Source organism: Kitasatospora humi (genome assembly GCF_020907985.1).
GTDB lineage: Bacteria > Actinomycetota > Actinomycetes > Streptomycetales > Streptomycetaceae > Kitasatospora > Kitasatospora humi.
In genome coordinates, this window is record NZ_JAJJPA010000052.1 from 28,489 (window position 1) to 42,460 (window position 13,972).

Genomic DNA, 13,972 nt, shown 5'->3' on the forward strand with positions numbered 1-13,972 from the left:
GCTGCCGGGTCCTGCCTCTTCGGTCGGCGATTCGAATAGGTGGGGTGTGCAGGAATGGTGGCATTCGAAGGCGAGCTCAGGGAACTGATGGCCGGGCAGCTCGGCGTCTGGCACGCCCAGCTGCTCGCACCGGAGAATCCGTCCTTCAACATCGCCGAATACCTGGAGATCCACGGCGATCTGAACGTGGACCTTCTCGTGACGGCGCTGCGACGCACCCTGGACGAAGCAGACAACTACCGGGCGCGCTTCCGCATGGTGGACGGCGAACCCCGGCAGTACGTCCCCGGCCCGTACGACTACCCGATCCACGTCATCGACCTGAGCACCGAGCCCGACCCGCGCGCGGCCGCTCTGGAGCTGGTCGACGCTCGGATGCGCCAGCCGATGGGCCTGACGAGCGGGCCGCTGTTCGCCTTCACCGTCTACCGGCTGGCGCCGGACCGACACCTCTTCTTCCACTTCGTCCACCACCTGGTCGTGGACGGCCACGGGGCTGGGCAGCTCACCAGGCGCATGGCCCAGCAGTACGACGCGCTGCTCGCCGGCACCGACGCCGCCGACGGCGCGCTCGCACCGCTGTCGGTGCTGCAGGACGCCGACCGCGCCTACCGGGACTCGGCCGACCGCGACCAGGACCGGGAGCACTGGCTTGCCGTCCTCGCCGACCTGCCGGAGCGGGCCGCCACCCACCGCAGCGGCACCAAGCGGCTGGCGCCTCCGCCGGTCCACCACGTCGACGACATCGGTCGCGACCAGGCCGCCGGATTGAAGGCGGCCGCCCGGCGGCTGCGGACGAGCCTGGGCGGGCTGCTGATCACCGCCGCGGCCGTCTACCAGCACCGGATGACCGGCGAGCGCGACGTCGTGCTGGGCCTGCCGGTCCGCGGCCGGGTTGGCAGCCGTGAGCTCGGCATCCCCGGTATGACCGCCAACTCGCTGCCGGTCCGCTTCCGGATCGACCGCCGGACTACCGTGGCCGACCTGGTGCGCCAGACCTCCCAGGGGGTGCACGGCGCACTGCGCCACCAGCGGTACCGGTTCGAGGACCTCCGTCGGGACCTGCGGCTCATGGACGAGGGCCCGCTGTTCGACCTGGTCGTCAACGTCATGGCCTTCGACTATCCGGTCACCTTCGGCGACTGCACCAGCGTCGTGCGCAACATCGCCACCGGCCCGGTGGACGACGTGCAGCTCAACATCTCCGACCGCGCGGCCGACGCCGGCTTCGACATCAGCGTCCTCGCGAACCCCGACCGCCACGACGCGGCGGACCTGGGGGAGATCGCCCGGCGCTACCGCACCGTCGTCGACTGGCTGGCCGCGGCCGAGCCGACGGACCCGGTCAGCCGGGTGGACCTGCTCGACCAGGACGAGCGTCACCGGGTGCTGGTGGAGTGGAACGACACCGCGAGCGGTGGTGCGGCGGCTGCGACCGTGCCGGAGCTCTTCGAGGCGTGGGCGGCCCGCACCCCGGACGCGGCCGCCGTCGCTGCGGCCGACGAAACGGTCTCCTATGCGCAACTCGACCAGCGAGCCAACCAGTTGGCCCGCTACCTGCAGGATCGCGGGGTCGGCCCCGAGTCGGTGGTCGCGGTGTGCATGGAGCGCTCCGTGGACCTGGTGGTGGCGCTGCTGGGCGTGCTCAAGGCGGGAGCGGCCTACCTGCCGATCGACCCGGCCTACCCGGCCGACCGGATCTCCCTCATGCTGACCGACAGCCGCGCCGTGGCGCTGCTGGGCGAGGAGGCGGTCCTGGAGGACCTGCCGGTCAGGCGGATGCTGACGGTCGCCCTGGACACCCCGCAGGTGCGCACGGCCCTCGAGGCGGCCCCGGTCACCGCGCCCCGGCGCGGCTGCCGCCCCGGCGGACTGGCCTACGTGATCTACACCTCCGGATCCACCGGGACGCCGAAGGCCGTCATGCTCACCCATGCCGGCGCCGCCAACCTGGCAGCCGCGCAGCAGCAGCGGTGCGCCGTCGACGAACACAGCCGGGTGCTGCAGTTCGCCTCGATCGGATTCGACGCGGCCAGCTGGGAACTGCTGATGGCGCTCTGCTCCGGCGCCGCGCTGGTGGTGGCCCCCAGGGCGCAACTGCTGCCGGGCGCCGGGCTGGCCGAGGTGGTGGCCCGACACCAGGTGACCCATGCGACGCTTCCGCCGGCCGTGCTGGCCGTGCTGGAACCGCGGGACCTGCCCTCGGTCTCCACCCTGGTGTCGGCGGGCGAGGCGCTCGGCGGCGAACTGGTGACGCGCTGGGCACCGGGCCGACGGTTCGTCAACGCCTATGGGCCGACCGAGATCACGGTGTGCGCCACCATGACCGGACCGCTCGCACCCGGCGATCAGCCGTCCATCGGCCGGCCCAACCCCAACACCCGGATCTACGTGCTGGACGAGGACCTGGCGCCGGTGCTGCCAGGGATGACCGGCGACCTCTATGTCGCCGGCACCGGGGTGGCACGCGGCTACCTGGGCCGCCCGGGCCTGAGCGCCCAGCGCTTCGTCGCCGACCCGTTCGCCGCCGACGGCAGCCGGATGTACCAGACCGGCGACCGGGCGAGCTGGACCGGGGACGGCCGACTCACCTTCGCTGGACGGGCGGACGACCAGGTCAAGATCCGCGGGTTCCGGATCGAGCCGGGCGAGGTCCGGGCCGTCGTCGCCGCCTGCCCGCAGGTCGCGCAGGCGGTGGTGACGGTTCGCGAGGACACCCCCGGCGACAAGCGCCTGGTTGCTTACGCGGTACCGGCCGATGGTGCGGATGCCGCGGAACTCGTCGGCCTGGTCCGAGAGTTCAGCGCGGAGCGGTTGCCGCAGCACATGGTCCCCACCGCGGTGGTGGTGCTGGAGGAACTGCCGCTGACCGTGAACGGCAAGGTCGACCACAGGGCCCTGCCGGCGCCCGAGTACACGGCTGCGATCAGCCGAGGTCCGGCCAACGCCCAGGAGAGGCTCCTCTGCGCCGCGTTCGCCGAGGTGCTCGGCCTGGAGACGGTCGGGGTCGACGACAACTTCTTCGATCTGGGCGGCCACTCCCTCCTGGCGACCCGCCTGGTCAGCCGGGTCCGGGCCGCGCTCGGTGTGGAGACCGAGACCGCCGACATCTTCGAGGCCCCCACGGTGGCAGGCCTCGCCGCCCGCTTGGCCGGTGCCGGTCAGGCGCGGGTGGCGCTGACCGCCGGGGAGCGCCCGGAGCGGGTGCCGCTGTCCTTCGCGCAGCGCCGGCTGTGGTTCATCAGCCAGTTGGAAGGCCCCAGTTCGACGTACAACGCGCCGCTGGTCCTGAAGCTGACCGGAGACCTGGACCGGGCGGCTCTGAACGCGGCGCTGCGGGACGTACTGGAGCGGCACGAGGCGCTGCGCACCGTGTTCCCCGCCCAGGACGGGGAGCCCTACCAGCGGATCCTCGGCCTCGACGAGGTGGCGTGGGAGATGGCGGAGAGCGAGGTCGCACCGGCCGAACTCGAGGACACCCTCGCCCGGACCGCCGGCTACGCCTTCGACCTGCAGACGGAGATACCGGTCCGGGCATGGCTCTTCACGACCGGGCCGAGTGAGTGCGTGCTGGTGCTGATTGTTCATCACATCACTGCCGACGGTTGGTCGATGGAGCCGTTGGCGCGGGATCTGTCGTCGGCGTATGCGTCGCGGTTGGCGGGGGGTGTGCCGGGTTGGGTGCCGTTGCCGGTGCAGTACGCGGATTATGCGTTGTGGCAGCGGGAGTTGCTGGGGCGCGAGGGCGATCCCGAGAGCCTGATGGCACGTCAGGTCGACTACTGGCGTGGCGTGTTGGCGGGAGCACCGGAGGAGTTGGCGTTGCCGTTCGACCGGGTGCGTCCGGCGGTGGCGTCGCATCGGGGGCACACCGTGTCGTTCGAGGTGCCGGCGGCGTTGCACGCGGGGCTGGTGGGGCTGGCGCAGGGCGAGGGCGTGACCTCGTTCATGGTGTTGCAGGCGGCGTTGGCGGTGCTGCTGTCGCGGCTGGGCGCGGGGACCGACATCCCGATCGGGTCGGCGGTGGCGGGGCGCACCGATGAGGCGTTGGATGATCTGGTCGGGGACTTCGTGAACACCTTGGTGTTCCGCACGGACCTGGCGGGGGACCCGACGTTCGGGCAGGTGCTGGAGCGGGTGCGGGAGGCCGCTCTGGGGGCGTACGCCAACCAGGACGTGCCGTTCGAGCGGCTGGTGGAGGAGCTGGCTCCGGCGCGCTCGCTGGCCCGGCAGCCGCTGTTCCAGGTGGTGCTCACCAAGCTCAACACCATCGAGGCCGCACCGGACACCGACGGGCCGACCCTGGACCTGCCGGGTCTGCGCGTCGAGCCGCTGACGATCACCCGACCGGTGGCGAAGTTCGACCTGGACGTGATGGTGAGCGAGGCGTTCGGCGCTGGTGGTTCCCCGGGGGGTGTGCGGGGCACGGTGACGGTGGCGGCGGATCTCTTCGACGCGGAGGCGGCGGGGGCGATCGCCGCGCGGTTCGTGCGGGTGCTGGAGCAGTTCGCCGCGGATCCGGGGACGCGGCTGAGTGCGGTGGACGTGCTGGACGCGGATGAGCGTACCCGGGTGCTGTCGGGGTTCAACGACACGGCCGCCGCGGTTGAGGCCGCGTCGGTGGTGAAGTTGTTCCAGGCGCGGGTGGCGGCTGAGCCGGACGCGGTGGCGATCGTGTCCGGGGGCGTGTCGGTGTCGTACGGGGAGTTGGAGGTGCGGGCGAATCGGTTGGCGCACTACCTGCGGTTGCAGGGTGTGGGTGCGGAGTCGGTGGTGGGGCTGTGTCTGCCGCGCGGTGTGGAGATGATCGTCGGGATTCTGGCGGTGTGGAAGGCGGGTGCGGGGTACCTGCCGCTGGATCCGGGGCAGGCGGTGGAGCGGACCGGGTTCACGGTGAAGGATTCGCGGGCGCAGTTGGTGCTGACCACGGATGAGGTGTTGGAGGACCTGCCGTCGGTGGGTGTTCGCCTGGTCGCGGTGGACGGTGCGATGGTGGCGACGCAGCTGGCGGCCGCGCCCGTGACGGCTCCCGGTGTGGCGGTGGCTCCTGGTGCGTTGGCGTATGTGATCTACACGTCGGGGTCGACGGGTCGGCCGAAGGGTGTGGCGGTCACGCACAGCGCGTTGGTCAACTACGTGTCGTCGGTGCCCGGGCGGGTGGGGTTCGGTGCGGGTCGGTACGCGCTGCTGCAGGCGCAGGCGACGGACTTGGGGAACACGGTGGTGTTCGCCGCACTGGCGAGTGGTGGTGAGCTGCACATCCTGGACGAGGAGGCGGTCACCGATCCGCAGGCCGTCGCCGAGTACGTGCGTGCCAACGAGATCGACTTCCTGAAGATCGTGCCGTCGCATCTCGCGGCGCTGGGCGCGGCGGGTGGTCTGGAGCGGGTGCTCCCCGGGCGTTCCCTCGTCCTCGGCGGCGAGGCTGCTCCTCCCGCGTTGGTGGAGGGCCTGCTGGCGGTGGCCGGTGAGCGTGCCGTGTTCAACCACTACGGTCCGACGGAGACGACGATCGGTGTGGCGACCACCCGCCTCACGTCGGGTGGGATCGTGGCGGTGGGTTCGCCGATCGCCAACACCCGTTTCTACGTCCTGGACGAGTATCTGAAGCCGGTGGCTCCGGGGGTGACCGGTGAGCTGTATGTGGCGGGTGCCGGGTTGGCGCGGGGCTATGTGCGCCGCCCGGGCCCGAGCGCCGAGCGGTTCGTGGCCTGCCCGTTCGAGGACGGTACGCGGATGTACCGCACGGGTGACCGCGCCAAGTGGACCGCGGACGGTCGGGTGGTGTTCGCCGGGCGGGCGGACGACCAGGTGAAGCTGCGCGGTTTCCGCATCGAGCCCGGTGAGGTCCAGGCCGTGCTGGCCGCCCACCCCCAGGTCGACCAGGGCGTCGTGGTCGCGCGCGAGGATGTCGCGGGTGAGGTGCGCCTGGTCGCCTACGTGGTGGCCGACGACCCGGAGGACACCGCCGGACTTCCGGAGAACGTACGGCAGTTCATCGCGGCTCGGCTGCCCGAGCACATGGTCCCCTCAGCCGTCGTGGTGCTGGGAGCCCTGCCGTTGACAGCGAACGGCAAGCTGGACCGCAAGGCCCTGCCCGCCCCCGACTTCGCCGCCGGCGCCACCACGGACGGCCGCGCACCCGCCACCGTCGAGGAGGAGGTCCTCTGCGCCGCCTTCGCCGAGATCCTCGGACTGGAGACGGTCGGCGTCGAGGACGACTTCTTCGCGCTGGGAGGGCACTCGCTGCTGGCGGTGTCGCTGGTGGAGAAGCTCCGCACCCGTGGTGTGTCGGTGTCGGTGAAGGCGCTGTTCCAGACGCCCACCCCGGCCGGCCTGGCCGCGGTGTCAGGCCCGGAGAGCGTCGTCGTACCGGCGAACCTGATCCCGGACGGCGCCACTGAGATCACCCCCGACATGCTGTCGCTGGTGGAGCTGGACCAGGCCGCGATCGACCGGGTGGTCGCGGCCGTACCGGGTGGCGCGACCAACATCGCGGACGTGTACCCGCTGGCCCCGCTCCAGGAGGGCATCCTCTTCCACCACCTGATGGCCGACCGGGACAACGGTGGCAGCCAGGTCGACGTGTACGCGGTTCCGGCCGTGCTCGGTTTCGACTCGCGTGGGCGGCTGGACGCCTTCCTGAGCGCCCTGCAGAAGGTGATCGACCGGCACGACATCTACCGGACCGCAATCCTGTGGGAAGGCCTTCGGGAGGCGGTCCAGGTGGTGGCCCGCCAGGTGACCCTGCCAGTCCAGGAAGTGGTCCTGGACCGCGAAGGCGCTGACCCGGTGGAGCAGTTGCTGGCACTGGGCGCGGGCTGGATGGATCTGCGCCAGGCACCGCTGATGCGGGTGCACGTCGCCGCCGAGCCCGGCAGCGATCGCTGGCTGGCGCTGCTGCACAGCCACCACGTGGTGCAGGACCACACCACGATGGGCGTACTCCTGGACGAGGTGCACGCGTTCATGTCGGGGCAGGGCGACGACCTGCCCGAGCCGCTGCCGTTCCGTGGCTTCGTCGCGCAGGCACGGTACGGCATCTCGCGTGAGGAGCACCTGCGGTACTTCACCGGTCTGCTGGGCGACGTCGAGGACACCACTGCCCCGTTCGGGCTGGCCGATGTGTTCGGGGGGTCCACCGGCCCGGTCCGGGCCCAGCGACTGGTCGACGGTGAACTGGCCGACCGGGTACGCGGCGTGGCGCGGGCGCTCGGAGTGAGCGCGGCCACCGTCTTCCACCTGGCGTACGCACGGATGCTGGCCGCCGTGTCGGGCCGTGATGACGTGGTGTTCGGCACGGTGCTGTTCGGCCGGATGAACGCAGGAGCCGGCGCCGACCGGGTGCCGGGTCTCTTCGTCAACACGCTGCCGGTGCGCGCGAGGGTCGGTTCGCAGAGCGTCACCGAGGCACTGACCGGGATGCAGCGCCAGCTGGCGGAGCTGCTGGTGCACGAGCACGCCCCGCTGTCGCTGGCCCAGCAGGCCAGCGCGGTGCCGGGGTCGACTCCGCTGTTCACCGCGCTCTTCAACTACCGGCACGGCCAAGCCTCCGCGCAGGACCTCGACCTCCGTTTCGAGGGCATCCGGGTGGTTTCGGCCGAGGGTCGCACCAACTACCCGCTGGACGTGGCCGTGGACGACGACGGAGTCGGCTTCCGGATCACCGTCGATGTCCAGGCCCCGGTCGACCCCGACCGGGTGTGCGGGATGCTGCGGACCGCGCTGGGTGAGCTGGCGGCTGCGTTGGAGCAGGCGCCGCAGGCGCGGTTGGGGTCGCTGGGCGTGCTGGGCGCCGATGAGCTGTGGCAGTTGGTGGTGGAGTGGAACCGGACCGATGCCGAGGTGTCGGGGGGGACGCTGGCGGGGTTGTTCGCGGAGCAGGTCGGGCGGACTCCGGATGCCGTTGCTGTGGTGTTCGAGGGGGTTGAGGTCTCGTACGCGGAGTTGGATGCGCGGGCGAACCGGTTGGCGCATTACCTGATCGGTCTGGGGGTTGGGCCGGAGTCAGTGGTGGGGGTGTGTTTGGAGCGTTCGGTGGAGTTGGTGGTGGCGCTGCTCGCGGTGGTGAAGGCGGGTGGTGCGTATCTGCCGTTGGATCCGGAGTATCCGGTGGAGCGCCTCGCGATGGTGCTTGGGGATGCGGGGGCGGAGTGTGTGGTGACGGCGTCCGTGTTCGAGAACGTGGTGCCTGCGGGTGTGGAGCGGGTGCTGGTGGAGGATGCGGGGGTTGCCGGGTCGCCGTCGTCGGCGCCTGGGGTTGCCGTGTTGCCGGCGCATCCGGCGTATGTGATCTTCACGTCGGGGTCGACGGGTCGGCCCAAGGGTGTGGTGGTGCCGCACGCGGGCGTTGTGAACCGGCTCGCGTGGATGCAGGAGTTGTCCGGTATCAGTGCCGGGGATCGGGTGTTGCAGAAGACGCCGTTCGGGTTCGACGTGTCGGTGTGGGAGTTCTTCTGGCCGTTGGTGCAGGGTGCGGCGCTGGTGCTGGCCCGTCCGGGTGGTCACCGGGATCCCGCCTACCTGGCCGGACTGATCCGGGAGCAGCGGGTGACGGTGACGCACTTCGTGCCGTCGATGCTGGAGGCGTTCCTGCGGGAGCCGGGTGCCGGGGAGTGCACGGGTCTGCGGGCGGTGTTCTGCAGTGGTGAGGCGCTGCCGGCGCCGTTGCGGGACCGGTTCCTCGAACTGCTGGACGGTGTGCCGCTGTTCAACCTGTATGGGCCCACGGAGGCGTCCGTGGACGTGACTGCGGCGCGCTGCACGGCGGGTGACGGTGCGGTGGTGCCGATCGGTGGACCGGTAGCCAACAGCCGGGTGTATGTGCTGGATGCCTCGCTGAACCCGGCCCCTGTCGGGGTGAGTGGCGAACTGTATCTGGCGGGTGTGCAGTTGGCGCGTGGCTATGTCGGCCGTGCGGGGTTGACGGCGGAGCGGTTCGTGGCGTCGCCGTTCGCGGTGGGCATGGGGGTCCCCCCGGCCGAAGGCTGGGGGAGGATGTACCGCACGGGTGACGTGGTGCGATGGAACGCCGAGGGCCGACTGGAGTTCCTGGGGCGCAGCGATGAGCAGGTGAAGATCCGTGGCCTGCGGGTCGAGCCCGGTGAGTTGCTGGCCGCGCTGGCCGGGCATCCGGCGGTTGCGCAGGTGGCGGTGCTGGCGCGTGAGGACGCAGCCGGTGACAAGCGGTTGGTGGCTTATGTGGTGCCGGTCGATCGGGATCAGGAGAGCAGTGAACTGCCGGAGCTGCTGCGGGAGTTCGTGGCGCGCCAGTTGCCGCCGCAGCTGGTGCCGTCGGCTGTGGTGGTGCTGGAGGCGCTGCCGCTGACGGTGAACGGCAAGTTGGACCGCAAGGCCCTGCCCGCCCCGGAGTACAAGGGGAGCGCGGAGGTCGGCCGCAAGCCCGCGAACGCGCAGGAGGAGTTGCTCTGCCAGGCCTTCGCCGAGATCCTCGGGGTGCCGACGGTCGGGGTGGACGACGACTTCTTCCGGCTCGGCGGACATTCCGTGCTCGCCACCCAACTCGTGAGCCGCGTCCGTGAGGTGCTCGGGTCGACCCTGTCGATGCGGGTGCTGTACGAGGTGTCGACTCCGGCTGGAATCGCCGCCTCGCTGGCGCAGCAGACCGGTGACAAGAAGAAGGCCAGGCTCGCCTTGCGGCCGGTGCGCAAGCAGGAGGAAGCCCGATGAGCCCGTTGTCGTTCGCTCAGCGCCGGCTGTGGCTCCCGTGGCGTGCCTAGGGTGCCGGCGCCACGCACGACACCCCGATGGCGGTGTGGATCACCGGACGCCTGGACCCTACCGCGTTGAAAAGGCGATGCGACCCCTGAGTAGGCGCAGAAGCCGGATCGGGCCACAGGTGCCCGGATCAGTTGACTTGATATCGAAGGGAGCTGGGCCACATGGCGCTGACGCGCAAGTTCCTTCCCAATGGAAAGTCCATTGCCGGAATCAGCCGGAGTGAGACTGACTACCTCTACAAGGAGATCTTCGAAGACCGAGCGTACGTCTTCGAGAGCGCTGCACCGCTGCCGGCCGAACCGGTCATCTTCGACGTCGGTGCGAACATCGGGATCTTTTCGCTGTTCGCTGTCCAGCAGTGGCCCGGCGCCAGGGTCTTCGCCTTCGAGCCCGTCCCGCAGGTCTTCGAGGCGCTCCAGCAGAACCTGGGAGCGTCGGCCGGCGTCACCCTGCACAACATGGCGCTCGGGAACGAGGCGGAGACCCGCGAGATCGTCTACTACCCGAACTACACGATGATGTCTGGGTTCGCCGCGGATGCGCAGGCGGATCGTGCCGTCGTCGAGCAGTACGTGCGCAACACCACCGAGGATCTGGCGAACGGGGAGCTGAAGGCCGCCGTCCTGGAGAACCTGGACAGCACCCTGGACGGGAGGTTCGAACAGCAGCTGATCTCGGTCGAGGTGCAGCGTGTCACCGACATGATGAACCGTCACCACATCGACCGGATCGACCTGCTGAAGATCGACGTCGAGGGGTTCGAACTCCAGGTCCTCCAGGGCATCGAGGAGGGAGCCTGGCCGTCGATCGGCAGCGCGGTCGTCGAAGTCTCCGACCGCGACGGCGAACTCGCCGCCATCGAAGGGCTGTTCAAGAGCCATGGGATGCGGACCGAGGTGCGGCAGGTGAGCGAGTACCGCGAGACCGACCTCCACATCCTGTTCGCGGAGCGCCAGTGAACGGTAGTGACGTCGCGACACAGGAGGGATGAATTCGACCTGCCCGGCCCTGAGTGCGATCCCTCGAGGCGGCTGTCGTGCAGCCGCGGTTGACCGTTTGATGCTCCGGTCGACCCGCCGTGCGACAGCCGCCTGGCGTCGTCAGATCGCGGCGTAGCGGCGACGGACCTCGTCAAGGTGCCGACCGTGCAAACCCCTGTTGTTCACGAGCGATGGCTTGACATTGGCTCGAACGACACTGTCCCGCTCGTCGGTGACCGAGTGTTCAACCGGTGGTGTGCGCCAGTTGGACACCCCGGCGCACTCGTCCGGGACCGCAGGTCGGCGCCGGCCCTGCCGCACCGCACACCCTTGTATTCCAGCAGTCCTGTGCCATCTGTGTGTTCAGGATCGGCGTGCACTCTGCCACTTACCGAGCGACGTGGGTTGGGGCATAGTGGTCCGCGGCCCCGCCGTGATCTCCAATGCCGACGCAGCCGATGCCGATGATGCGCGCTTCGGGCCCTCTGTGATCAAAAAACCAGAAAGGGCGCTACGTTGACGAACCCGTTCGACGATCCCGATGCGAATTACCTGGTCCTTGTCAATGACGAGGGTCAGTATTCGCTGTGGCCGGTCTTCATCGAGGTGCCTGCCGGCTGGCAGACCGTTTTTGGTGAGGCTCCTCGCCAGGATTGCCTGGACCACATCGAAAACTCCTGGACGGACATGCGCCCGAAGAGCCTGATCGCGGCGATGGAGAGGAAGTAATCCGGAAACAGGACGGCGTGAGGCGGCGTACCTCGGCTGAGGTAGGAGTCGGAACGGTGCGCCGCGCCCCAGAGCAACAGTGACTGACGGAGCAGCAGCCTAAGGGAACACCATGGCTATCGATCTCGGCGGCTATCAGAGCCTGGGAGTCGCCTTCGCCGCGCATGTCGCGCTTCACCCAACGCCCGGGGCTACCTCCGCGAGGGCTCCTACGCGACGTTCCAGAAGCTCGTCAGAGACGCCGCCCCCGCCACCTTCGCCCACATCTCACGCCCCGCCTGCCTGGCGCTGATCCTGCCGCAACTGCCCCGGCCGGCTCGGAAGTCCTCGCCGGCCGATACGGCGCCGCGCAGCAGCTGTTCGACCTCGGCGCGGATATGCCGCCGCTGGACTTCGACCACCTCGCCGTCGGCGTGCTGTCCGGTGACGGGCTCATCGGCATGCTGGCCGAGACCGCCGAGCGGGAGTCGGCCGGGAGCCCGATCGATCGGTTCGCGGTGCGCTTCAGGTGCTGATCGCCTCCGCCGCGCTCGCGGTCTGGTGCAGCGATGACCGTCAGCAGGAGGCGGCGCTCCTCGGGATCCTCGGCCGGCTCTCCGGGCGCCTCGGTAGCGCCCCGCTGAATCACTCCGGACGAGCGTGCGAGTGCCGAGCAGGCGCTGTTCGACATCACTGTCGCGCGCTTCCAGGACCGGCTGCTCCTCGACCTGTCCGGACGTCATGTTTCCGGCTGAGAAAGAGACTTCGATGACTGATCGGGAAGTGGGCGTGGGGGTGTCGGGCGAGGACATCGAGCGATGGTTGTTGGAGCGGGTGTCCGCCTACCTGGAGACGCCGGTGGGGGAGATCGATCCGGAGGTCTCGCTCGCCGAGTACGGGTTGGAGTCGGTGTACGCCTTCGCGTTGTGCGGGGACATCGAGGACAAGTTGGGGGTGATCGTGGAGCCCACCGTGGTGTGGGACGTCGACACGGTGGCAGCTCTGACCGTTCACCTGGTCGCTCTCATGGCTGAACTGCCGTTGGCCTGAAGGGACTTCAAGGGCCTTCAAGGCCTGCACGGCTCCTAGCGCGGGTCTGTTCTGCCGGCGGCGGGGTCCGAAGGGATCCGGGTTGGCCGGTTCGATTCACGCGGTGCCGGTGCCGTGGTTCAGCGTCCTGCCTTTGTTCTTCCAGAGTGCGTCGATCGATTGAGGGATACGAGAATGGGTGCATCCGAACAGGGTCCGTGGGATCTGATGTCCGGACAGCTGGGGGTCTGGTACGCGCAGCAGCTCGCGCCTGACAATCCGGCGTACAACATCGGTGACTGCACGGAGATCCACGGTGAACTCGACGTTGATCTCTTCGTGCGTGCGCTGCGCCGTACGGTGCAGGAGGCGGAGGCTTTCCGACTGCGCCTGTGTGTGGAGGGCGGGACCCCGCGGCAGTTCCTGGGTGAGGCCGGGGAGGTTCCGGTTCACGTGGCGGATCTGCGGGGGGAGTCCGATCCGCGCGCGATGGCGGAGGAGTGGATCCAGGCTGATCTGGATACGCCGGTGGAACTGGTGGGTGGGGCGCTGTCGGTACATGCGTTCTTCGTGCTCGGGTCGGATCGCTTCCTGTGGTACCAGCGTGCTCACCACATCGTTCTCGACGGCAATGGTCTCTCGCAGTTCGCCGAGCGGCTGTCCCAGGTGTACGGGGCGCTTCGGACGGGTGGGGATCCGGCCCAGGGTGCTTTGAAGTCGGTCTCGGAGCTGATCGAGACCGACCGGGTCTACCGGGATGCGCAGGAACGTGACCGGGACCGGCAGTTCTGGCTGGAGACGTTCTCGGACCATGCGGATGGGACGGCGCCCGACGAACCGCAGGGGCGGAGCCTGGCCGGTCGACCGGTGATCCACCAGCAGGATCTCGGGGGCGACGTCACCGCTCGGCTGCGGGCTGCCGCGAAGCGGCTTCGGGTCAGCTTCGCCGGTTTGGTGATCGCCGCGTCGGCCGTCTACCAGCACCGGTCCACCGGGGCGCGGGACATCGTGCTCGGAGTGCCGGCCAGTGGCCGCACGAGCATGCGTGAGGCGGGCATCCCCGGCATGACCGCGAACATCATGCCGATCAGGCTCAGCGTCCATCCGGGCACGTCCGTCGGGGAGCTCGCGCGGCAGACGCAGCGAGCGATCCACAGCGGTCTGCGTCACCAGCGCTACCAGTACCCGGACCTACTCAGGGACTTGAAGCGGGTCGGCGGCACCCCGCTGTACGACATGGTCGTCAACGTCATGGTGGCCGACCGCCGGATCAGGTTCGGCGACTGCGCGATCACCCGGACCGGCCTCGCAAGCGGGCCTGCCGAATGCCTGAAGGTCGACGTGCTCAGTAGCACGGCCGAGGGCGGTGTGCAGACCCTCATCGAGATGAACCGCGAGCACTATGACGCCGAAGCGGCGTCGTCGGTGAGCCGCCGCTACCTGGCCGTGCTGGACTGGCTCAGCAGTGCTCCGGCCACCGCCTCCGTCAGCACCGTCGACCTGCTCGACCCGGT

At 69.7% G+C, this 13,972-nt stretch carries 6 protein-coding genes; all 6 read left to right on the top strand.

The window, feature by feature from the left end:
- The first annotated feature begins 54 nt into the window (after window positions 1-54).
- On the top strand, window positions 55-9,690 hold the full coding sequence (locus LN042_RS30990; protein ID WP_230054748.1) for a non-ribosomal peptide synthetase: 9,636 nt from the start codon (window positions 55-57) through the stop codon (window positions 9,688-9,690).
- A gap of 212 nt (window positions 9,691-9,902) precedes the next feature.
- Window positions 9,903-10,700, top strand: a complete 798-nt coding sequence (locus LN042_RS30995; protein ID WP_230054749.1) for an FkbM family methyltransferase — start codon at window positions 9,903-9,905, stop codon at window positions 10,698-10,700.
- 537 nt (window positions 10,701-11,237) lie between these two features.
- Window positions 11,238-11,450: an MbtH family protein gene (locus LN042_RS31000; protein ID WP_230054750.1), complete on the top strand. Its 213-nt coding sequence runs from the start codon at window positions 11,238-11,240 to the stop codon at window positions 11,448-11,450.
- Window positions 11,451-11,827: 377 nt separating this feature from the next.
- Window positions 11,828-11,965 (top strand): hypothetical protein, encoded by a 138-nt coding sequence (locus LN042_RS31005; RefSeq protein ID WP_230054751.1) that lies wholly within the window; start codon window positions 11,828-11,830, stop codon window positions 11,963-11,965.
- 232 nt (window positions 11,966-12,197) lie between these two features.
- Window positions 12,198-12,479, top strand: coding sequence for an acyl carrier protein (locus LN042_RS31010; RefSeq protein WP_230054752.1), 282 nt, complete (start codon window positions 12,198-12,200; stop codon window positions 12,477-12,479).
- Between the two features lie 174 nt (window positions 12,480-12,653).
- On the top strand, window positions 12,654-13,972 hold a 1,319-nt coding region (locus LN042_RS31015), incomplete at its 3' end, for a condensation domain-containing protein (protein WP_230054753.1).

What these genes read in the sequence shown, in the direction of transcription:
- LN042_RS30990 (WP_230054748.1), top strand. Translation starts at nt 55, where the DNA reads ATGGTGGCATTCGAAGGCGAGCTCAGGGAACTGATGGCCGGGCAGCTC.
- LN042_RS30995 (WP_230054749.1), top strand. Translation starts at nt 9,903, where the DNA reads ATGGCGCTGACGCGCAAGTTCCTTCCCAATGGAAAGTCCATTGCCGGA.
- LN042_RS31005 (WP_230054751.1), top strand. Translation starts at nt 11,828, where the DNA reads ATGCCGCCGCTGGACTTCGACCACCTCGCCGTCGGCGTGCTGTCCGGT.
- LN042_RS31010 (WP_230054752.1), top strand. Translation starts at nt 12,198, where the DNA reads ATGACTGATCGGGAAGTGGGCGTGGGGGTGTCGGGCGAGGACATCGAG.